Genomic DNA, 22,241 nt, shown 5'->3' with positions numbered 1-22,241 from the left:
ATACTATGAATCGTATCAAGAAATTTTTTAATACATTTTTGTTGTTTGAGTTGTTTAAAGGAATGGCAGTCACGGGTAAGTATTTTTTTAAACCCAAGGTTACTGTGCATTATCCGGAAGAAAAGACACCTCAATCGCCGCGTTTTCGCGGCTTGCATGCATTACGTCGTTACCCAAACGGAGAGGAGCGTTGTATTGCTTGTAAATTATGTGAAGCAGTATGTCCAGCGATGGCAATCACGATAGAATCGGAGCAACGTGAAGATGGAACAAGGCGTACTACACGCTACGATATTGATCTGAGTAAGTGCATATTTTGTGGTTTCTGTGAAGAATCGTGTCCAGTAGATTCGATTGTTGAGACACGTATTCTGGAGTATCACTGCGAGAAGAGAGAAGATTTTATATATACCAAAGAAATGTTGTTAGCTGTGGGTGATCGCTATGAAGAGCAGATTGCCAAAGATCGACAAACAGATGCACGTTATCGTTAATAACGGTATTCATACATAATGAGTTTTCAAGATATTATTTTTTATATTTTTTCTACAATTCTAATTGCTTCGGCATTGGGTGTTGTTACTTTCCGTAATCCAGTCTATTCGGCATTGTTATTAGTGCTTTCTTTTGTAACATGTGCGGGGCTTTGGTTGCTGTTGGAAGCAGAATTTCTTGCCATTGCTTTAGTGTTAGTTTATGTCGGTGCGGTGATGGTATTGTTTTTGTTTGTTGTTATGATGCTGGATATCAATCTTGATCGGCTTCGGGAAGGATTCTGGAAGTGGTTTCCTTTTGGTGGCTTAATAGCATTAGTCATGGTTGGAGAAATTTCGATTGTATTAATGGGCAAGTATTTTGGATTGGACAAAATGCCAGTGCCAGCACCGCATGCTGCGGATTACAGTAATACCAAAGAACTAGGGCGTTTAATTTATACTGAGTATGTTTATGCGTTTGAGCTGGCTGCTGTGCTACTACTAATTGCGATGATTGCTGCAATAGCGTTGACGCTGCGTCATCGTGAAGACAAGAAGATTGTTGATCCTGCAAAGCAAATCAACGTACAAAAGAAAGATCGTTTGCGTATCGTATCGATGCCAGCAGAAAAGAAAAATCCATAATAAGCTTAAAATTATCTAGTCTTTAAGTGTTCTTACGAAAAAGGAATTTAACGTGATATCGTTATCACATTATTTAATACTCGGTGCAATTTTGTTTTCGATTGGCATCGTTGGCATTTTTCTAAATAGAAAAAATGTCATCATTATATTGATGTCAATCGAATTGATGCTACTGGCGGTCAATATGAACTTTGTGGCGTTTTCTCATTATTTGCAGGATACTTCAGGGCAGATTTTTGTATTTTTTATCCTCACCGTGGCTGCAGCGGAATCAGCTATCGGTCTAGCGATTCTTGTTGTATTGTTTCGCAATCAACGAACTATTAACGTGGATGATCTGGATAAACTGAAAGGTTAACGTTTTTTATGTGTTTTACAGTCAAAGAAAAATCTGAATAATTCATCTGATATGCAATTACTTTATCTTTTAGTGCCATTAGCACCTTTACTGGGAGCAATAGTTGCCGGCTTATTTGGTCGACGCATTGGCCGCGTGTGGAGTCACCGCGTCACAATTGCCCTGGTTTCCATTTCGCTGCTTGCTTCTATCTTTATTTTCTTTGATGTATTGAAAGGTAATGTTTTTAACGGCACAGTTTATACTTGGCTGATTTCGGGAGATACACGCTTTGAAGTGGGTTTTTTAATCGATCGATTATCGGCATTGATGATGGTGGTGGTTAGCCTGGTTTCACTGATGGTGCATGTTTATACCATTGGATATATGCATGATGATTCTGGCTATCAACGCTTCTTTAGTTATATTTCTTTGTTTACTTTTTCCATGATGATGTTGGTCATGTCCAACAATTTCCTGCAGTTATTCTTCGGTTGGGAAGCGGTAGGATTGGTGTCTTATTTGTTAATCGGTTTTTGGTACACGAGACCCACGGCTATTTATGCCAATATGAAAGCTTTTCTTGTTAACCGCGTCGGCGACTTTGGTTTTTTGCTGGGGATTGCGTTGATTTTAGTTCATTTTGGATCGCTGGATTATGGATATGTTTTTGAGCACGCATCGGATATTACAGACAAGAAAATTGAGCTCATTCCCGGTATTGAGTGGCTTGTTGTTACAGTCATTTGTGTTCTTTTGTTTATCGGCGCCATGGGTAAATCAGCTCAATTTCCGCTGCACGTATGGTTACCGGATTCGATGGAAGGACCTACTCCAATTTCGGCATTGATTCATGCGGCCACGATGGTTACAGCAGGGATTTTCATGGTTGCGCGCATGTCGCCATTATTTGAACTGTCCGATGCAGTACTGTCGATGATATTAGTTATTGGCGGTATAACGACTTTATTCATGGGTTTAGTTGCCGTGGTGCAAACAGACATCAAACGTGTTGTCGCGTATTCTACTTTGTCGCAGCTTGGCTATATGACGATTGCATTAGGTGCTTCCGCATACTCAGCTGCAGTTTTTCATTTGATGACTCATGCTTTTTTCAAGGCAGTGTTGTTTTTAGGTGCAGGTTCAGTGATTATTGCTATGCACCATGAGCAAGATATGCAAAAAATGGGTGGGTTGAAGCAATATATGCCTATTACTTATTGGACTATGCTGATTGCTTCAATAGCCATTTGCGGCGTGCCGGGTTTTTCTGGCTTCTTTTCTAAGGATGCGATTATCGAAGCAGTACATTTTGCCGATATCCCTGGCGCTGAATTCGCTTATTTTTGTGCTTTAACGACGGTATTTGTGACCGCAATATATACATTTCGTCTGGTTTTTATGACCTTCCATGGTCAGCCACGTATGGATTCTCATACTAAGGAACATTTGCACGAGTCGCCTTGGGTGGTAACTTTACCTTTGATTGTTCTAGCCATCCCTGCTGTCATATCGGGTTGGTTTATTGGTTCGGTTGTGTTTGGTGATTATTTTTCTAATGCAATTTATATTGCCTCTGAGCATGATGCGATTGAGCAATTGGGCGCAGAATTTACTGGTGTTTTTGGAATGATGACTCACGCCTTGTTAACTGCGCCATTCTGGTTTTCCGTTGCAGGTATTTTTACAGCTTGGTTTTTATATAGCGCAAGAACAGACCTACCGGAAAAAATCAAAAATACTCTATATCCTTTGTACCACTTATTAGACCGTAAGTATTATATTGATGAATTATATTCATGGATTTTTGCCGGGGGGGCTCGCATATTAGGTAATACGTTATGGAAGTACGGTGATATCAAATTAATCGATGGCTTTTTTGTAAATGGAACTGCGCGTGTTGTTGAGTTTACGGCTTCGATAGTGCGCAAGTTTCAAACTGGTTATATTTATCATTATGCTTTTACGATGATTGTAGGGATATTTGTTATTTTAACGCTATGGTTAAAATAAGAGTGTGATAGGAAATTTTAGAATAATTTAAAGCTTATCTCAGAAAATAAATTTTCATCAAAAATATATTTGAAATTCATAAGAACTAATAAATAAACGGAATAAGTATGTCGTTTGACTTTCCATTGCTAAGTTTGATTATCTGGTTGCCTATCTTGTTTGGTGTAGCTGTGTTCGCAACGGGGCATGATCGGAATGCACAATTCGCCCGCTATATTGCATTGGTGGGATCCACTCTTGGTTTTATGGTTGCTTTGCCGCTTTATACCCAATTCAACATAGGGTCAACGGCCATGCAATTTGTCGAAAATTATGTGTGGTTTGAACGGTTTAATGTAAATTATCATATTGGTGTCGATGGTATATCAATGCCATTGATTCTCCTCAATTGCTTCATTACTCCACTTGTTGTGATTGCCGGATGGGAAGTCATTAAGGAACGAGTATCGCAGTACATGGGTGCGTTTCTGGTAATGTCAGGTATTGTGAATGGCGTGTTTTCATCGCTTGATGCGATGCTGTTTTATGTGTTTTGGGAAGCTTCTCTGATTCCAATGTTTTTAATTATTGGAATCTGGGGTGGTCCAAATCGCGTGTATGCAGCTATTAAGTTTTTCTTGTATACCTTGTTGGGTTCTTTGTTGATGTTGGTTGCATTTATTTACCTATATAAAACATCAGAAGGAAGTTTTTCCATACAGGATTATCATCAATTAGCCATACCGCTAACACCACAGATTTTAATTTTTATTGCTTTTTTACTAGCTTTTGCAGTTAAAGTCCCTATGTGGCCAGTTCATACTTGGCTACCTGATGCGCACGTTGAAGCACCGACGGGTGGTTCAGTGGTACTAGCGGCAATCCTTTTGAAATTGGGTGGATACGGCTTTCTTAGGTTTTCCTTGCCGATTGCACCTGATGCCAGTCATTATTTAGCGGATATGATGATTGTGTTATCGCTTATTGCAGTGGTTTATATTGGTTTGATCGCGCTTATGCAAGCAGATATGAAGAAGCTCATTGCATATTCTTCGGTTGCGCATATGGGGTTTGTCACTCTGGGATTTTTTTTGTTTGATGCATATGGTGTTGAAGGTGCAATGGTCCAGATGATTTCGCATGGCTTTGTTTCTGGTGCTATGTTTCTTTGTGTGGGCGTATTGTATGATCGCATGCACTCACGGCAAATCGCCGATTATGGCGGGATAGTTAATAAGATGCCGGTTTTTGCGGCTTTTTTTATGCTATTTGCGATGGCTAACGCAGGATTGCCAGGGACCAGCGGTTTTGTCGGTGAATTTATGGTGATTATGAGTGCCATGAAAATTAGTTTTTGGTATGCTTTTTTTGCTGCGCTGACCTTAATTTTGGGAGCGGCCTATACCCTCTGGATGTACAAAAGAGTGATATTTGGTCAAGTGGCTAATGATGCTGTCGAACAATTGCAGGATATTTCCAAACGAGAGTTCGCGCTATTAGCGATTTTAGCCATATTCACGCTGTGGCTTGGTGTGTATCCATTCCCGTTGACAGAAGTAATGCACGTGACTATTGATCAGTTGCTAGTTCATGTCAGTAATAGCAAGTTATGATAAATGTTGAGTTAATGATATTTCTCCGATTAAAGGATTTGAACGAATGAGTTTTATGCCACCCGATTTTGCACCGGCATCATCTGAAATATTTATGTTGATTATGGTGTGTGTGGTGATGTTGGCGGATTTGACCGTGGGCCAGAATAGACGCTATGTTACTTATTTATTGACGCAAGCTACTTTATTTGGTTGTGCAGTGCTGACTTTTAGTTCGTTCTCCAACGAGATAGTACTGACCTTTTCAGGCATGTTCGTAGATGATACATTGGCGGATACTCTGAAGTTGATGACCTATGGAACGGTATCGGCAGTGTTAATTTATTCTCACACTTATATTACTGATCGCGGTATGTTGCGCGGTGAATTCTTTAGCTTGATCTTGTTTGCGACATTGGGAATGATGGTTATGATATCGGCTAGTCATTTCCTGACGCTCTACCTAGGTTTAGAGATTCTTTCGCTATCTATGTATGCATTGGTTGCTCTACGACGCGATTCGGTTGTTTCAACCGAGGCAGCCATGAAGTTTTTTGTGCTGGGTGCCCTGGCTTCAGGATTTCTGTTATACGGAATGTCGATGATATACGGTGCAACAGGCTCATTACAAGTAACCGAGGTAACAAAAGCAATTCAAAACGGAGTGAATGCCAAAGAAGTCTTAGTGGTAGGGTTGGTATTCATTGTTGCGGGAATTAGCTTTAAATTAAGTGCGGCACCATTTCATATGTGGGTTCCGGACGTTTATCAAGGCGCCCCGACTGCAGTAACTCTGTTTGTCGGTTCTGCTCCAAAATTCGCTGCGTTTGCTCTTATCATGCGCCTTTTGATTGAAGGATTAGAGCAAATGGCGTCTGATTGGCAGGGTATGTTGGTGATCCTGGCAGTTATGTCAATGGCAATAGGGAATATTGCAGCGATCGCGCAATCCAATATAAAGCGCATGCTGGCATATTCAACTATTTCTCATATGGGGTTTTTATTATTGGGATTCATTAGTGTGGATGTCAATGGTTACAGCTCAGCGCTGTTTTATGTCATTGCCTATGTGTTAATGACTCTGGGTACTTTTGCAATGATCATGTTGCTGTGCCGGAGTGGTTTTGAAGCGGAAAATATAAGCGACTTCAAAGGGTTGAGTAAAAGAAATGCATGGTACGCTTTTATAACTTTATTGTTGATGTTTTCCCTGGCAGGTATCCCACCGATGATTGGTTTTTATGCGAAATTAGCGGTGCTGCAAGCGGTAGTTAATGCTGGCTTTGTTTGGTTGGCTGTTGTGGCGGTGTTGTTTTCGCTCATTGGTGCTTTTTATTATTTACGGATCATTAAATTCATGTATTTTGATGAACCTGAAACCAACGAGCCTATTTTGACTAATAGTGATGTGAAAATCTTACTGAGCACTAATGGGATAGCAATTTTGGCTCTGGGTATTTTTCCTCAGGCATTGATGGGAATTAGTTTATATGCCATACAAAACTCTATGTAGCTGTACACGTTAGTGCAGTATTCTGTAGCAGTTATAGTCGTTTAATTTTCTAAAAGACTTATTGGCTGGTTCTCTTCATTTTGGGTTTATATAACAGCATCCAATGATACTCGTTAGAGTATTCTCTTTCTTTTTTCCTATCTCTTTATTTCTAAAGATTATGTCAAGAATTCTCGATGCTCACTTGAATTTTTGATTCTTGGCGCTATATTGTGAAGGAAACTAAGTTTACCAGGAGATTAATGTGAAGGCTGAAACGATCAAAGAACATTTAAATTTTCAAACAGAAGCAAAACAATTACTCAAGCTGATGATTCACTCCTTATATAGCAATAAGGAAATCGTTATGCGCGAGCTAATCTCAAACGCTTCGGATGCCGCAGATAAGTTGCGTTTCGAAGGTTTGATCAATGCTTCGTTGTATGAGTCTGATTCAGAATTAAAAATACGCATAAGCTATGATAGTGAAGCTAGGACCATTACGATTGCTGACAATGGTATTGGCATGTCACGGCAGGAAGTTATTGATCATATTGGAACGATCGCTAAATCAGGTACTCGAGAATTTTTTGATTCTTTAACAGGAGATCAAGCTAAAGATGCGCACTTGATTGGGCAATTTGGTGTTGGCTTCTATTCGGCATTCATTATTGCGGATAAAGTCACATTAATTACACGACGAGCAGGTTTAACGGCAGAGCAAGGAGTGAAGTGGGAGTCGACAGGCGAAGGCGATTACACATTAGAAGCAATCGTAAAGCATACTCGTGGCACTGAGATAACTTTGCATTTGCGTAAAGATGAGGATGAGTTTCTCAATGGAATGCGACTGCGCAATATCATTCGAAAGTATTCCGATCACATTACATTGCCGATCGTGATGAAGAAAGAAGAGTGGTCTCACGAAGATAAGAAAAACCAAATAATTGATGAAGATGAAACGATTAATCAAGCGAGCGCATTATGGGCGCGCTCCAAAAACGATATTACTGAAGAACAATACCAGGAATTCTATAAACATGTGGCACATGATTTTGAGCCACCATTAGCCTATTTGCATGCCAAGGTTGAAGGTAAGCAAGAATATACTCAATTGCTTTATATTCCTTCACGCGCACCTTTTGATTTATTTGATCGTGACCATCGTCGTGGTGTTAAATTGTATGTGCAGCGCGTCTTCATTATGGATGATGCCGAGAAGCTGTTACCGAATTACCTGCGTTTTGTTCGTGGTGTAATTGATTCAAATGATTTGCCGTTAAACGTTTCGCGTGAGATTCTACAAGAATCAAAGGATATCGATTCTATTCGTGCCGGGGTGGTAAAAAAAGTATTAGGTTTGATTGAAGATTTAGCAAGTAACGAGGGTGATGCGGAAAATGATAAATTTAAAACATTCTATCGTGAATTTGGTCAAGTTCTCAAAGAAGGCGTGGGAGAGGATTTTGCTAACCGTGATCGAATCGCAAAATTGCTGAGATTTGTTACTACGCAAAGTGATTCGGACGAGCCGAGTGTAGCATTGAGTACCTATATTCAGCGTATGAAAGATGGGCAAGAAAAAATCTATTATGTAACTGCAGATAGTCTCAAAGCAGCAAGAAATAGTCCTCATCTAGAAGTATTCCGTAAAAAAAATATAGAGGTTTTATTGTTATCTGATCGTATCGACGAGTGGCTGGTAACTAACCTAAGCGAATTCGAAGGAAAATCTTTGCAATCGGTTGCGAAAGGCGGGTTAGATTTAGGTAATCTGGAAGATGAGGCTGAAAAAGAAGAACAAAAGAAAGAAGCGGATGCCTATCAAGAGTTGATCGAAAAAATGAAAACTACTCTGAGCGAACAAGTCAAAGATGTGCGTGTGACTTTTCGCTTAACCGAGTCGCCAGCTTGTCTTGTAGCCGATACTTATGATATGGGAGGGAATCTTGAAAGATTGCTGAAATCGGCAGGACAAAAAATCCAACATACAAAACCTATACTCGAGATTAACCCACATCATCCTATGATTGAGCGTTTGAAATTGGAAGAAGAGAATTTTACCGATTGGAGTCATTTGCTATTTGATCAGGCGTTATTAGCAGAAGGTGGGCAATTGGAAGATCCAGTAGCTTTTGTGAAGAGATTGAATGAGCTGTTATTACTTAAATCTTGAGTGAATATGGTGATAATATATTCCTAGGCTTTGTGCAAGTTAATATAAACAGAATTAGAACTGAAGAAACTTAATTTTTATTTTCTGGTCTGATTCAGTATGTAAGAGTTCTTTCAGAAGGATTTAACAATTGAATTCAATTGAATTTGATTTGCTAGAACTTGAATTATAAAAAATACATGACTGATTCAATGAAGCACTACCAAGCTAAGTTACTTGCGTGCTTATCCGGTTAACTCCCAAGGTAGCTAGATGTAGTAGTGGGCCGTGATTTTTTTGTATAAAGTTCAGCATACGTCGGCGCAGTGACATCACCAGCAATGCCAAGCAGGGAACGGAATGCGTTGAAAGGGTAGAAACGGCGGTTGAATCGAAACGTGAATTCGTTGAGATAGGCTTGCAGGTGTTGCGGGCTGACGCCGTGGTGAATGCCACGTAACCATGTTTTGAGATTGGAGAACACGAGGTGAATGATGGGCAGAAAAGTTTCGGCAACTTGCATGTCGCCACGTTCCGCAACGGCGGTATGAAGATACCCTCGCTTTTCAAGCGCCGCGTAGCCGCTCCAGTCATCGGTAATGATGGTGGCGCCTGGCGTAACGACGCGCTCAATGAAACCGCCCAACGATTTGGCACTGCGGTCTGGCACCACAGCGAGCCGAACACGTCCGGCGTAACGCCCAGTCCTCCGCTTATTGAGGCTGCCACCGTGCTTGCGCTGTTTAACCTCGACCGCACCGGCGACGAGAACCATGTCGTGAACGCCTCGACCCTTGCCGCGAGTACGTCCTCCGACGTAGGTTTCATCGGCCTCGACGGCATCGAAGGGGTTGCCACCAATCCGATCTTGGTCGGGACGCACCATGCCGACCCGCAGTTTGTGGAGAATCTGGAAAGCAGTCTCATAACGCGACAGCCCGAGTTGCCGCTGGAATTGGGCAGCAGACATACCGGGTGTTTGGCTGGCAACCAAGTAGGCTGCCCAGAACCATACGGAGAGAGGTGTGTGGGTGCGTTCCATGACGGTGCCCGCAGTGAGGCTCGTGTCTCGGTTGCAGTGACGGCACCGACAAACGCTGGGGCGATTGGCGAAGCGATAAGGCTCTCCGAGTGTGCCGCAGTAGTCACAAACGAATCCGTCGCTCCATCGGGCGCGCTCAAGATAGGCCGCGCAGGCCGCTTCGTTCGGGAACAGTCGCTGAAAATCAGGAAGCGAGCGAGGGAACGGCAAATCGTCTCGCTCAAGCACGTCGATAACCATGACCACCTCAGGTTGGCGCAGATGCTCAACATACTACCGGTAGTGGGCTTGGGAGACAACCGGATAAGCACGGTTACTTGCTCCTTTTGCAGTTCTGGGAATTCTAGTTGAAGAAGATTGGTTGACAGATATTGAGTATTTACCACTGGATACTCAACTTCTGCCACCCACGAATCATTTGGCCAAAGAGGTTTGTAATCAGTTAAAGGCGTATTTGACCGAACCGCATTTTGTGTTCGATTTGAATCTACATATTGGTGGGACAATTCATCAACGTCGTGTGTGGGAAGCAATCCAGAGTATTCCGACCGGTGAAACAACAAGCTACGCTGAAATAGCAAAACAACTGCATTCGGCGCCTAGAGCAGTTGGACGAGCTTGTGGAGCAAACCGCCTACCGATTATCATACCTTGTCATCGTGTTATAGCTAAAAATGGTGGCTTAGGTGGTTTTATGAATGCAAGTGATGGCAATCCTCTTGAAATTAAAAGGTGGTTATTGCAACATGAAAGTGCTTGATCTGGATGCGAGCTTATTGGATGAGTTTTCTGATTCTTTGTGGCTTGAGGATGGATTGTCGCGTAATACGTTAGATAGCTATCGAAATGACTTGCGACTTTTCAGTCACTGGCTAAGAATAAGAAAGCAGGATAATGTTCCCGTACTGACTGGAGCTACGCACTCGGATTTACTTGAATTCCTTGCTTCGCGTGTATCTGCCAGGATTAAAGCTAGCACTACCAGCAGGGAACTTTCCAGTCTAAAACGTTTTTACCGTTTTTTGCTGCGACAAGGAAGAATCACATCAGATCCAAGTCTTAACATTGAAACACCTAAGCTTGTACGCAGTTTACCAGAAAGTCTCACTGAAGAAGAAGTTGAGAAGCTACTTAGTATGCCTGATGTTAAGCAGCCACTCGGATTGAGAGATAGAGCGATGTTAGAAGTGCTCTATGCAACAGGTTTACGTGTTTCTGAGCTAATCAATTTGAAGTACTCACAAGTGAGTATGGATGCCGGAGTTCTCAGGGTAATGGGTAAGGGTAGAAAGGAGCGTCTTTCACCTTTGGGCGAGGAATCGTTGAGTTGGCTTAAGCGTTACACTAAAGAGGCTCGTCCGGAGCTTTTAGAGGACATAGTAACCGATACTATTTTTGTAACAATGCGTGGTGCTGCAATGACTCGGCAAGCATTTTGGTATTTAATCAGACGCTATGCATTGTTAGTCGGTGTTACTAAACAACTTTCCCCGCATACGTTACGACATGCATTTGCCACACATCTGCTTAACCATGGAGCAGATTTGCGCGTCGTACAGTTGTTACTCGGGCATTCTGATATATCAACGACACAAATTTATACACACATCGCGCGTGAAAGATTAAAACAAATTCATGCAGAACACCATCCGAGAGGGTAGTAAAGTTAAGTGATTTTCCGTTTAAATAGGTTTATTGTTTAGATTTTTCCTGTATTTTGATATAAGGAAAAATGCTATGAGAAAAAATGCAATAAAAGCAAAAAATGACCAATCAGGTATCGTTAAGCTGAGAAAATTCCAGTCTATATCGGCACAGTCACCGTTGGCCTCGAACATTCCAGGCCACCATTCTGCGATTGGCAAAGCATTAAGAAAGGCTTCTTCAGGGCTGATACCACACTCAAATGACTCCGGATAGCGTATGAGCCATGCATGACGGATAGCGACAATACCTCCCACGAAAGCGAAAAGCATTATAAAAATGCTGTAGAAGCGACTCCCAGCCAGACTAGGACTGTGCAGAAAAGCTATTAAAGCGGTCACACCGATCAGCCAATAAGCAACGCGCTGCGCTACGCACAATGGGCATGGTAATAATCCTTGGACGTGCTGTAGGTACTGCGCGTAGCCTAAAAGACTAATGCAGCTTAAAAAAATTAATAAAAAGATTAATCTCATTTAATAGCTATTATTTTCCTCGCCATATTGCATAGGTAAGCAACAACCATGCACTCAGAAATGAAATGCCACCAAAAGGTGTAACAATACCGAGACCCGGTATGCCTCCAGAGATGCTTATAACATAAAGACTGAAACTGAATAGAACAATACCAACGAGCATTAACCAACCGGCAATTGGAATCAGTCGCGAACTGGGAAAGTGCTGTAATAATAAGCCAATTATAAGAATACCGAAAGCATGGTAGAAATGATACTGCACAGCAGTGTTATATACGGCCAGCATATCGCTGGATAACATTTTTTTCAGACCATGAGCACCGAAAGCGCCTAATAAAATACAAATAAGAGTATTGAGCGTACCTAGAATAAGAAATGTTTTTGACATAGAGGGATTATTTTATTTGATCAAGAAAAGCGTATTTAAGTTTTGTATCCTCAAGTAATGTATCAGACATTACTTATTTTCTTGATATGTGCTTCACAGGATCCATGAGCGAATTTTACCTGAATATTATCGCCCGGTTTAATTTGTTTCGTGCTGCGTATCAATGAGCCGTCACTGATGTTATACGTAATGCTGTAACCACGTTTTAATATTAATTGTGGATTCAATTGCGCTAGTAGTGAATCGAGTGACTTGATGCGATGTAGTCGTAATTCAGTATAACGAGAAAAACCATTGTTTAGAGACATTGCCAGTTTTGCTGTGTGTATCAAAGTTTGTGAGATATTGGGGCTATTCGTTAGAAGGTGCTTTCTAAGCTGATTTAGCTTCCATGTTTTTTTTTCTATTACATGTTTCCAGGTGTTGTTTAATTGCTTTGTTAGGTAGTGTAAGCGTATCGCCTGACGCTGAATTTTGTTTCCTGGATAGATGAGTCGATAGGAGAATGTATCAATTTTTTGCATCGTCCGTTCTATTTGGTGAAGTACGCTCTGATTTAAATGAGCAAATAGCTTTTTGAGATGATGATTCAGTTCGGAGTGATCTTGACCAATCAATTCAGCTGCACCGGTCGGTGTTGGCGCACGTCGATCCGCGACAAAATCAGCAATAGTAAAATCTGTTTCGTGACCGATACCACTGACAATTGGAATAGAGCTATTGGCTATAGCAAGTGCAACAATTTCTTCGTTAAATGCCCATAAATCTTCTATGCTGCCTCCCCCACGGCAAAGAATTAATACATCGCATTCCTTGCGTCGGCATGCAATCTCTATGGCATGGGCGATTTCAGTAGCGGCCATTTTTCCTTGCACCAATGTGGGATAGATGATGATAGGAAGAGAGGGAGTACGACGTTGCATCGTAGCGATTACGTCGCGTAACGCTGCGGTATTAGGTGAAGTGATTATGCCAACTTGCTTAGGAAAGTTTGATAGCGTTTTTTTATTTTCGGTACAAAATAATCCAGCATTTTCTAACTTGGATTTTAATCGTTCAAATGCTTCATACAGTTTCCCCAGGCCTGCTTGACGTATGGTTTCGATATTGAGTTGATAATCTCCGCGAGGCTCATAAATAGTTACCCGCGCCAGAGCTTCGATGTGCATGCCGTCTTTGAGCTGCCAATCTATTGCATAATTTTTGTGATTGAAGAAAACGCAACGAATCTGGGCAGCGTTATCTTTTAAAGAAAAATACCAATGTCCAGAGGGATAACATTTCAAGTTGGAAATTTCTCCTTGCACCCATAATAAAGGGATATTTTGCTCCAAGAACTGCTTTGTGTTGCGGTTTAATTCGCTAATGGTCAGTATGCGAGATGTCGAATTTTCTAGCGAGTAAGGCAGGCTCATGGATAACAATGTTTCCTTCTGTCAAATAGAAAAATAGAGGTAAGAGGGTATCTGGGTAATCTCATAATAGTGATTACAACTTTTATGGATTTACTAATCATTAAGCAAATCATAGAAATTATGGATGAAAAATTAAAGTATATCGATTGAGCTAGAATTGGATAGCATGATTTAGTTAATCATCAACTGTCAAAGTCTCAGATAAAGTTATAAAATAGCGGATTTGGGTAAAATGTTCCTTGTTGTAGCATATTCCAATTCATTTGCCATTAAGGAGATTTATGCATGTTATCTTTGATTCAAGCAGCCGGCTGGCCTATTTGGCCAATCATCATTGCATCTATTGTTGCCGTGGGTATCATTATTGAGCGGATGTGGGCTTTGCGTTTGAAGATAATTTCACCGCAGGATCTTGTTTCTAAGGTGTTTAGTGAGTATCAGAGAAATGGCGTCAATTCAGAAATGATTGAGCGTTTGAAGAAGCATTCTCCGTTAGGAGAGGTCCTGGCGGCCGGGTTAAAAAATATCAAAAAATCGCGCGAGATAATGAAAGAATCCATAGAAGAATCTGGTCGAGCGGTTGCCTACGATTTGAGTCGCTATCTGACAACATTGGGTACGATTGCCGCATTAAGCCCGTTGATGGGGTTATTTGGTACGTTAGTGGGTATGATTGAAATTTTTGGTTCTAATTCTCCCACTGGCAGTAATCCAGCGCAATTAGCCTATGGAATTTCGGTCGCGTTATATAATGCAGCGTTTGGTATATTAGTAGCGATACCGAGTATGATTTTTTACCGTTATTTTCGTGCAAAAGTCGACGGCTTTGTACTTGAAATGGAATTGCAAGCATTAAAGCTAATTGAAATGGTGCATGGCGAGCGAGAAAATTGATTCTTCCCGGTGGATTTGAGTCTTTTTAAGGAAAATGAAAGCAATTTTAATCTGGTCAACCTTACGAGTGCACGAATCGTTCTAATCAGCAATAAATATGAATTGAGGTGGTCGTGTAATTTTGACTGAATCAATTGTTCCGCAAGAAAATTTATTAAATTGTTTTATTTTTTTGAGCAAAAGGTTACTAAACCGCAGCTTTGTCGGTAGGTAATAGGAGGATCGTTTAGTCAGTTCGACCATGAGAAGAATTTTAGACTTTGTAAATTCGAGAAGAGTGTGTATGTTTTTTAGCAGTAGCAAAACGAGGTATAAATTTAGTGTTTCACAAGAATTGCTACGAAAAGTCTTGATGGCGGAAGCTGTCAATCACTTTAGAACAGATCAATACAAGGTCACTGCATTTTGTCAGATGTAAGAGAAGTATGAAAAAATACTTATAAATGAAAAGAAATATCCCAATTTTAACTACAGTGGATTGTATTCTTAGGAAGCATTTTTTATTGTGTGTTTTAGTCGTGTTCGTTGCTTTGCTTTTTCAGGGCTGTGTTTCAACACCAGAATCGAGTGACCACCAGCTAGATGCGGTCGATCCTCATGAGGATATGAATCGTGCTGCGTATGATTTTACTGACCGCATTGATCGCGCCGTATTTATGCCGATTGTCAATACCTACATTGACTATGTGCCGAATGCCGCGCAGCGCTCCATTGGGAATTTTTATGATAACTTATCATATCCCAATGTGGTATTGAATGATTTTTTGCAAGGTAAGTTTAAACAGGGATTTCAAGATACGTTACGTTTTGCCATTAATTCATCAATTGGTTTGTTTGGATTGTTTGATATGGCAACGCATATGGGATTACAGGAACATGACGAGGATTTTGGGCAGACACTTGGGGTATGGGGAGTTACGCCAGGATCTTATCTATTTATTCCGCTACTCGGGCCAAGTAGTCAACGTGATGTTACAGGCATACCGGTCGGTCTTTTAACCAATGCACTTTTCTATACAGGTCTTATCATTGGTTCTCCTATCACAGTTCCATTAGGCTTTCTTGGTGCTCTCGATAAACGGGCTCGCTTGGTTGGTCCGATGAGAGTTCGCGATGAAGCGGCTATTGACCCTTATCTATTCGTGAGAGAAGCTTCTATGCAACAACGTGAATTCTTAGTGAATGACGGTAAACTGCCATTGGATTTATATTACGAGCCTTTTCAGGATAATCCCTTTAATAAAGATGGTAAAAAGTAGAAGTTTGAGCTTTTGCCCAGGATGACGGGAGTTTGGCAATACTCGATGATTATATGCTGAGATTTTATGGGAAAAGCACTATAATTCATAAAATTATAATTTATAGCTCGAGTGAAATTGATCATTTCTTTAATGTTTGTATTAAATAGGACCCCCAGAAAACTATGAATAGACCCCAAGCAATTCATGATATATCGCAATATCAACGATCAGTTACGATGAAGGGAAAGAACAATCTAACTTCTGTTGAAGTGTCTCATATCAATCAAGAGACGGTTGATCTCAATGAACTTGAGGAAAAATTTATTCAAGCTCGTTCTGCCATTTTGGCGTTACAGCAAAAAGACGGACATTGGTGTTTTCCACTCGAAGCCGACTGCACAATTCCGGCCGAGTATATACTGATGATGCACTTTATGGATGAAGTGGATGTTGTTCTGGAAAATAAAATTGCCCGTTTTATTCGTGACAAACAGGACATGAATCATGGGGGTTGGCCGCTTTACTATGATGGAGCATTTGATATTAGTTGTACGATTAAATCTTATTACGCACTAAAATTAGTTGGTGATTCTCCCGAAGATGCGCATATGAAGCGCGCGCGCGAAGCAATTCTACAAAGAGGGGGAGCTGCAAAAGCGAATGTATTTACACGTTTACTGCTCGCTATGTATCAGCAAATTCCTTGGCGAGCGGTACCTGTAGTGCCTGCTGAACTAATTTTCTTGCCAAAATGGGCACCGTTTCATTTGAGTAAAGTTTCTTATTGGTCGCGCACTGTTATGGTGCCTCTGTCAATTCTGTGCACTTTGAAGGCTAAAGCGATTAATCCAAAGAAGGTGGATATCCGCGAATTATTTATTACACCACCCGAAGAAGAGCAAAACTATTTTCCAAAACCTGATACTTTGTTGAAGCGGGTATTTATGGCGGTTGAGCGCTTGCTGTCGCGCTATGAGCCAAAGCTTCCGCAATCATTGCGTCAAGCAGCGATTAATTCTGCAGAACATTGGGTATTAGAGCGTTTAAACGGGGAGTGCGGTATAGGCGCAATTTTTCCAGCCATAGTCAATGCACATGAAGCGCTCGCTCTATTAGGTTACAGTTACGATCACCCCAGTCGTGCAAAGTGCCGCAACGCACTTCGTGGTTTACTGATTGATGAAGGAGAGCGAGCTTGGTGTCAGCCCTGTACATCGCCTGTTTGGGATACCGTGTTAACGAGTCTTGCATTACAAGAAGATCTTGAGACTGATCAAGAGCCTGTACACCGCGCGATGGATTGGTTAGTAAAACAGCAAGTTTTAGAGGCCCCTGGTGATTGGCGTGATAAGCGACCAGATTTGGCGGGTGGTGGATGGGCTTTTCAATATGCTAATCCACACTATCCGGATTTAGATGATACGGCTGCAGTTGCTTGGGCGCTAGAACAAGGCGGCTTGGAACGACATGAATACGCGTTAGAGCGTGCAGCGAACTGGTTAGCTGGAATGCAATCGAAAAATGGCGGATTTGCGGCTTTCGATATTGATAATGTGTATCATTATTTAAATGAAATTCCTTTTGCCGATCATGGCGCTCTTATCGATCCACCTACCAGTGATGTGACAGCAAGATGTGTAGGATTGCTTGGTAAATATGGCAAGCATCAATTGGAGGTATGGCGAGGCATAGGTTTTCTGCTACGCGAACAAGAATCTAATGGTTCTTGGTTTGGTCGCTGGGGGACCAATTATATTTATGGTACTTGGTCTGTGTTGGAAGCTTTTTATTTGGCCAAATTTGATATGCAGCATGCATCTGTGCGCCGAGCTGTGCAGTGGTTAGAGTCAGTACAGCGTGTTGATGGGGGATGGGGCGAAACGAATGATTCTTATCTTGATGAAAAGATAGCGGGTCAATTTCTTAAAACTAGTACGACTTTCCAAACTGCTTGGGCAGTATTGGGACTCATGGCAGCCGGTGAAGTCAAAAGTGAATCGGTTCGCAGAGGAATTAATTATATATTGTCACAGCAAGAACATAATCACTTGTGGGACGAACCTTGGTTTACTGCACCAGGTTTTCCGCGAGTATTCTACTTGCGTTACTATGGGTACTCAAAGTTTTTCCCATTATGGGCGCTTGCACGTTATCGTGTACTGACCCGAGATTGATTCGGTGGATATAACTGGCTTGGTGGTGGCGTTACGTGCCGAAGCGCGCTGTGTAACGTCACTGCCTATCCCAATGAACAAAAAAATTGTAATTAACCAGCATACGATGCTATGGCTTAGCGGTATGGGGGCTGAATCAGCAAGAAAAGCTGCAAAGCAGCTATGCGATGCTGGGGTAACGAGATTGGTAAGTTTTGGTGTAGCAGGTGCATTGGATGCGCAGCTCAAACCAGGCGATCTAGTGCTGCCAGATGCGGTTTACGGTGAAAATTTATTACCAGTTGCATTAGATTGGCGCAATCACCTACAGCATCGGTTATCCAGCAACACAGTAATCGTTAATGGTGTGTTGGTAAATAGTGTTGAGCCGCTCACTACAATGGAATCCAAGCTTAATCTTGCGGAAATAACAGGTGCTTGTGCTGTGGATATGGAAAGCAGCGCGGTTGCAACAGTTGCAGCAGATGCTGCGATTCCTTTCATTGCGGTACGTGCCATCGTTGATCCTGTCGAATTTTCGCCACCTGGCGCATTGCTTAATGCCGTTAAGCCAGATGGTAGCGCCAATCTGTTTCGCGTTCTCACATTAGTCCTTAACCGATCGATTCCAATCGGTACACTTCTCCAAATGGGGTTGGGTATGCGTGCAGCCTGTAAAACCTTGTCCCGAGTGATACAAGCCGCTGGCCCTGACTTGGCAAGCTGAGGTACAATTCTCGTCCTATAATCATCTCGATTGCCATCCATGGAAAATTTGCAGTGTTTCATTTGAATTTTAAAGTAGCATTAGCTAGCGGTCGCTAGTAGCAATATTCGTACTTTTTTAATTCAACAAGGTACCCATCTATAACACTGGTCACAGAGAGAAATCACCATGATCAAAATCAAAGATTACTTCTCAGAAGTGCAATGGCAAAAATTCCAGAAGATTGCGGCTGAGTATGAAACACCATTTTTGCTCGTAGATTTATCGCTGATTAAGCAAAAATTTGAAGAAATGGTGACGTATTTTCCCAATGCAAAGATTCATTACGCCATGAAAGCGAATCCTGGAGTTCCTGTAATTAATTTATTGCGTGACTTGGGATCCAATTTTGACTGTGCATCTATATTTGAACTAGATCGGGTATTTGATAGCGGAGTTACACCTGATCGAGTTTCTTATGGTAACACTATCAAAAAAGCAGCCCATATCAAGTATGCTTATGACAAAGGTGTGCGTCTTTATGCCACCGACTCAAAGGCTGATATACAGAAGATTGCCGAGAATGCACCAGGTTCACGGGTTTTTGTTCGTATTTTGGTAGAAGGCGGGGATACCGCTGAGTGGCCGTTATCACGTAAATTTGGTTGTCATCCGGATATGGCGATTGATTTGTTGGTGAATGCCAAGAAGCTTGGTTTAGAGCCCTATGGCATTTCTTTCCATGTCGGCAGTCAACAAAAGGATATTGCTGTATGGGATGACGCGCTATCAAAAGTCAAATATATGTTTGACTGGATGAAATATGAAGAAGATATTCTGCTGAAAATGATCAATATGGGGGGTGGTTTTCCGGCAAACTATATTTCCGAGGTTAATCCATTTAAAGTGTATGCTGAAGAAATCATTCGATACCTTAAGGATGACCATGGAGACGATATTCCCGAGATTATTCTTGAACCCGGTAGATCATTAGTGGCAGGTTCGGGGGTTTTAGTCTCCGAAGTAGTATTGATTTCTCGGAAATCTCGTACTGATCTGACACGCTGGGTCTATTCTGATGTCGGTTTATTTCAGGGCTTGATTGAAACCTTAGGTGAGGCAATCAAATACCCGGTTTATACACCGAAGATGGAGCGTAACGATGATGAAGGGACCGTGATATTAGCAGGCCCCACTTGTGATTCAACCGATATCATGTACGAGCAATCAGGTTACAAGCTTCCACAAAATCTAGCTATTGGAGACAAGCTTTACTGGCTGACGACGGGGGCTTACACCAACTCATACTCATCGGTTGAATTTAACGGTTTTCCACCGCTTAAAACTATTTATATAGATTAACATGTATATTTAATGACGTTAACGGACTTAGCCTTATCATGAGTGACGTTATCTAATTACCATAATTTTTAATTCTAGTAGTTCTGAGTCTGACAGTATAGTCAATACAGACCCAATCGGATTAGTGATTCTGATGGTAGATCGAAAGTATCAAAAAATGCGGGAGGGGGAACCGCAAATAACTTTATGATGATTGTTTCGTAATGATTTTGTTTTCTTAGGTTTTGAAATATACCAACAATTTTTTGTGCTGTGACTCTGAGGGTTCAATTTTCAGATAGTGGTTTTATCGAATAAAACGAAAGGCTGACGAAACTTTCACCGGAGGAAATCATGAGTTCCGAAAGTAATACAGTCAGCAGTTTAAAAGTTATAGAAAACAATAAGCCTGAAGAGAATTATCTTCGTTTGGATAAGGAACAACGAAAAGCTATCAATCGCGCTTTGTTGCTTGGTCTTGCCAGCTATGCGGAGATAGAGCGTCTTGTGGATGTTCATCAATTAGAAGCAATGCTCCTGGAAGCGAAGGGCAAACCAGAAATACCTAAACAGTTACGGCCTATTCATCCAACAGGATCAATTGAAACTCTTGATGAGTTTGTCGGCGCTTTACGTTATATCAATGCAGTGTGAGGCGATAATCATGGGTTCCGAAACAAAAAAAGCCAGTGACAATTTGAAGGTCGTCAAAGACGATATGGTTTCATTTGAAGATTACAAGGAACTTCAAAATGCCATTGAAGATATGGATGCTTTGACGTGGTTTACTGAAACCGGACACCCCAGTTAAGAGAAAATAGCTTAATTGGAGGAAGAAATGGTAACGAGAAAACAATATACAAAAGAATTTAAATTGGATGCGATCAGCCTGGTATTGGATCAGGGTCACACGACGTCAGAAGTATCACGAAACCTTGAGATCACGCCCAATATGTTGAGGAGGTGGATCAGGGAATACCAGGCAGATGATGCTGATCAGTCATTCCGGGGTAATGGGAAGCTGACGCCAGAGCAGGAAGAGATCCGGCAGTTGAAAGCGCAAATCAAGCAGCTCAAGCTGGAGAGGGAAATACTAAAGGAAGCAACGGGGATTGAAGCGAAGAAACGAAGTGAAGTATTCGCTCATTACCCAGAGGAAAAAGACCTATCCTGTTGGCTTGATGTGCCAACTCTTGGGTGTAAGTCGTAGCGCCTACTATGATTACGTTCGGTGCGTTGATAATTGTTCTGAAAACCAGCGTCACGAGGAAAAACTTGAAGCGGTGCGGGATATAGCAAAATCCAGCAATTATAGTTATGGCAGCCGCAGAATCGGAAAAGCACTGAATGTGCTGGGTTATCCGGTTGGTCGCTGGAAGGCTCGACGCCTGATGCGGGAAGCCGGTGTGCAAGTCAAACATCGCCGGAAATACAAAGTGACAACCCATAGCGATCACAAGAAGCCGGTATTTGAGAACAAGCTAAATCGGCAATTTGATGTTGCAACTCCCAATCAAGTCTACGTTGGCGACATAACCTATATTTGGACTCAGGAAGGTTGGCTGTATCTGGCTGTGGTCATTGATTTATTTTCCAGGAAAGTAGTCGGTTGGAGCATGAGTCCAAGAATGAAGGCCAGACTGGTTTGTGATGCATTAAGAATGGCTATCTGGCAGCGTCAGCCGCAAGCAGGACTGATAGTACATTCGGACCGCGGGTCGCAATATGCCAGCAGGGAGCACCGGAGGCTTCTGGAAATACACGGCTTTGTGGGTAGTATGAGCCGCACTGGCGATTGCTTTGATAATGCTGTGGCAGAAAGCTTTTTTGGCAGCCTCAAACAGGAGCGAATCCACTGGCGCCATTATCAAACTCGTTTCTCAGCTCAGCAAGATGTGTTGCAGTACATTTCCATGTTTTATAACAGTCATCGACTGCACTCATACCTGGGGTACAAGAGCCCAAATCAATATGAGGTAGAAATTGAAAATGTAAAGAAAGTTGCTTAACTGAGTTGTCCGGTTTTACTTGACCACGTCAGTTTCGGTTTCTTTCAAGGCATCATATCCAAAAAGTATTTTTAGTCCTTTTCAATATCTTGATCGTCACTCTGCCAATTGAATATAGCAAGTATTCTCTGATAAATTATGAAATTTTTATAAGTAAATCGCTATGTGTTTTTTTAACTACTT

The 22,241-nt window shown here is 41.7% G+C and carries 21 protein-coding genes; 17 read left to right on the top strand and 4 right to left on the bottom strand.

Annotated elements, in window-relative coordinates:
- Window positions 1-5: 5 nt before the first annotated feature.
- From nuoI to htpG, 7 genes are all read left to right on the top strand, one after another.
- A complete protein-coding gene (gene nuoI, locus W03_RS08715; RefSeq protein WP_244072594.1) occupies window positions 6-494 on the top strand; it encodes an NADH-quinone oxidoreductase subunit NuoI in 489 nt (162 codons plus the stop codon).
- 18 nt (window positions 495-512) lie between these two features.
- Complete coding sequence (locus W03_RS08710) at window positions 513-1,121, top strand: NADH-quinone oxidoreductase subunit J (protein ID WP_244072593.1); 609 nt, start codon at window positions 513-515, stop codon at window positions 1,119-1,121.
- A gap of 52 nt (window positions 1,122-1,173) precedes the next feature.
- A complete protein-coding gene (gene nuoK / locus W03_RS08705; RefSeq protein WP_244072592.1) occupies window positions 1,174-1,479 on the top strand; it encodes an NADH-quinone oxidoreductase subunit NuoK in 306 nt (101 codons plus the stop codon).
- Between the two features lie 51 nt (window positions 1,480-1,530).
- Window positions 1,531-3,471, top strand: a complete 1,941-nt coding sequence (nuoL, locus tag W03_RS08700) for an NADH-quinone oxidoreductase subunit L (protein ID WP_244072591.1) — start codon at window positions 1,531-1,533, stop codon at window positions 3,469-3,471.
- Window positions 3,472-3,578: 107 nt separating this feature from the next.
- Window positions 3,579-5,063 carry an NADH-quinone oxidoreductase subunit M gene (locus tag W03_RS08695; RefSeq protein WP_244072590.1) on the top strand — a complete coding sequence of 495 codons (1,485 nt, stop codon included), beginning with the start codon at window positions 3,579-3,581 and terminating at the stop codon, window positions 5,061-5,063.
- Window positions 5,064-5,109: 46 nt separating this feature from the next.
- Window positions 5,110-6,555: an NADH-quinone oxidoreductase subunit NuoN gene (gene nuoN / locus W03_RS08690; RefSeq protein ID WP_244072589.1), complete on the top strand. Its 1,446-nt coding sequence runs from the start codon at window positions 5,110-5,112 to the stop codon at window positions 6,553-6,555.
- 244 nt (window positions 6,556-6,799) lie between these two features.
- A complete protein-coding gene (htpG, locus tag W03_RS08685) occupies window positions 6,800-8,710 on the top strand; it encodes a molecular chaperone HtpG (protein WP_244072588.1) in 1,911 nt (636 codons plus the stop codon).
- A 232-nt stretch (window positions 8,711-8,942) separates the two neighbouring features.
- On the opposite strand, the gene W03_RS08680 is transcribed toward htpG, so the two are convergent.
- Complete coding sequence (locus tag W03_RS08680; protein ID WP_244070736.1) at window positions 8,943-9,971, bottom strand: IS1595 family transposase; 1,029 nt, start codon at window positions 9,969-9,971, stop codon at window positions 8,943-8,945.
- A 121-nt stretch (window positions 9,972-10,092) separates the two neighbouring features.
- Here W03_RS08680 and W03_RS08675 point away from each other — a divergent pair, with 121 nt between their 5' ends.
- A complete protein-coding gene (locus tag W03_RS08675; protein WP_244072587.1) occupies window positions 10,093-10,491 on the top strand; it encodes a methylated-DNA--[protein]-cysteine S-methyltransferase in 399 nt (132 codons plus the stop codon).
- Complete coding sequence (gene xerD / locus W03_RS08670; protein WP_244072586.1) at window positions 10,478-11,392, top strand: site-specific tyrosine recombinase XerD; 915 nt, start codon at window positions 10,478-10,480, stop codon at window positions 11,390-11,392. Before W03_RS08675 ends, xerD begins: the two co-directional genes overlap by 14 nt.
- 21 nt (window positions 11,393-11,413) lie before the next feature.
- On the opposite strand, the gene W03_RS08665 is transcribed toward xerD, so the two are convergent.
- From W03_RS08665 to xseA, 3 genes are all read right to left on the bottom strand, one after another.
- A complete protein-coding gene (locus W03_RS08665) occupies window positions 11,414-11,911 on the bottom strand; it encodes a disulfide bond formation protein B (protein WP_244072585.1) in 498 nt (165 codons plus the stop codon).
- 10 nt (window positions 11,912-11,921) lie between these two features.
- Window positions 11,922-12,299 carry a DUF423 domain-containing protein gene (locus tag W03_RS08660; RefSeq protein ID WP_244072584.1) on the bottom strand — a complete coding sequence of 126 codons (378 nt, stop codon included), beginning with the start codon at window positions 12,297-12,299 and terminating at the stop codon, window positions 11,922-11,924.
- A 62-nt stretch (window positions 12,300-12,361) separates the two neighbouring features.
- Window positions 12,362-13,714, bottom strand: coding sequence for an exodeoxyribonuclease VII large subunit (xseA, locus tag W03_RS08655; RefSeq protein ID WP_244072583.1), 1,353 nt, complete (start codon window positions 13,712-13,714; stop codon window positions 12,362-12,364).
- A 285-nt stretch (window positions 13,715-13,999) separates the two neighbouring features.
- On the opposite strand from xseA, the gene W03_RS08650 reads away from it, so the two are divergent.
- From W03_RS08650 to W03_RS08615, 8 genes are all read left to right on the top strand, one after another.
- Complete coding sequence (locus W03_RS08650) at window positions 14,000-14,608, top strand: MotA/TolQ/ExbB proton channel family protein (protein ID WP_244072582.1); 609 nt, start codon at window positions 14,000-14,002, stop codon at window positions 14,606-14,608.
- Window positions 14,609-15,051: 443 nt separating this feature from the next.
- A complete protein-coding gene (locus W03_RS08645) occupies window positions 15,052-15,867 on the top strand; it encodes a VacJ family lipoprotein (protein ID WP_244072581.1) in 816 nt (271 codons plus the stop codon).
- A 164-nt stretch (window positions 15,868-16,031) separates the two neighbouring features.
- A complete protein-coding gene (gene shc, locus W03_RS08640; protein WP_244072580.1) occupies window positions 16,032-18,023 on the top strand; it encodes a squalene--hopene cyclase in 1,992 nt (663 codons plus the stop codon).
- Between the two features lie 4 nt (window positions 18,024-18,027).
- Complete coding sequence (locus tag W03_RS08635; protein ID WP_244072579.1) at window positions 18,028-18,729, top strand: phosphorylase; 702 nt, start codon at window positions 18,028-18,030, stop codon at window positions 18,727-18,729.
- Between the two features lie 168 nt (window positions 18,730-18,897).
- The gene (locus W03_RS08630) at window positions 18,898-20,070 is read left to right on the top strand and encodes a type III PLP-dependent enzyme (RefSeq protein WP_244072578.1); all 1,173 of its coding nucleotides are present in this window, start codon (window positions 18,898-18,900) and stop codon (window positions 20,068-20,070) included.
- Window positions 20,071-20,403: 333 nt separating this feature from the next.
- Complete coding sequence (locus W03_RS08625) at window positions 20,404-20,703, top strand: hypothetical protein (protein WP_244072577.1); 300 nt, start codon at window positions 20,404-20,406, stop codon at window positions 20,701-20,703.
- Between the two features lie 10 nt (window positions 20,704-20,713).
- Window positions 20,714-20,860 carry a hypothetical protein gene (locus W03_RS08620; protein WP_244072576.1) on the top strand — a complete coding sequence of 49 codons (147 nt, stop codon included), beginning with the start codon at window positions 20,714-20,716 and terminating at the stop codon, window positions 20,858-20,860.
- 27 nt (window positions 20,861-20,887) lie between these two features.
- A protein-coding gene (locus tag W03_RS08615) for an IS3 family transposase (RefSeq protein WP_244072575.1) occupies window positions 20,888-22,058 on the top strand; the annotation gives its coding sequence in 2 pieces (ribosomal slippage) (window positions 20,888-21,165 and window positions 21,164-22,058; 1,173 coding nt in all).
- The last annotated feature ends 183 nt before the right edge of the window (window positions 22,059-22,241 follow it).

The sequence above is a fragment of the Nitrosomonas sp. PY1 genome, from assembly GCF_022836435.1.
Classification (GTDB): domain Bacteria; phylum Pseudomonadota; class Gammaproteobacteria; order Burkholderiales; family Nitrosomonadaceae; genus Nitrosomonas.
The sequence above is the reverse complement of the archived record's forward strand: the minus strand, read 5'-3'. Positions and strand labels throughout refer to the sequence as shown.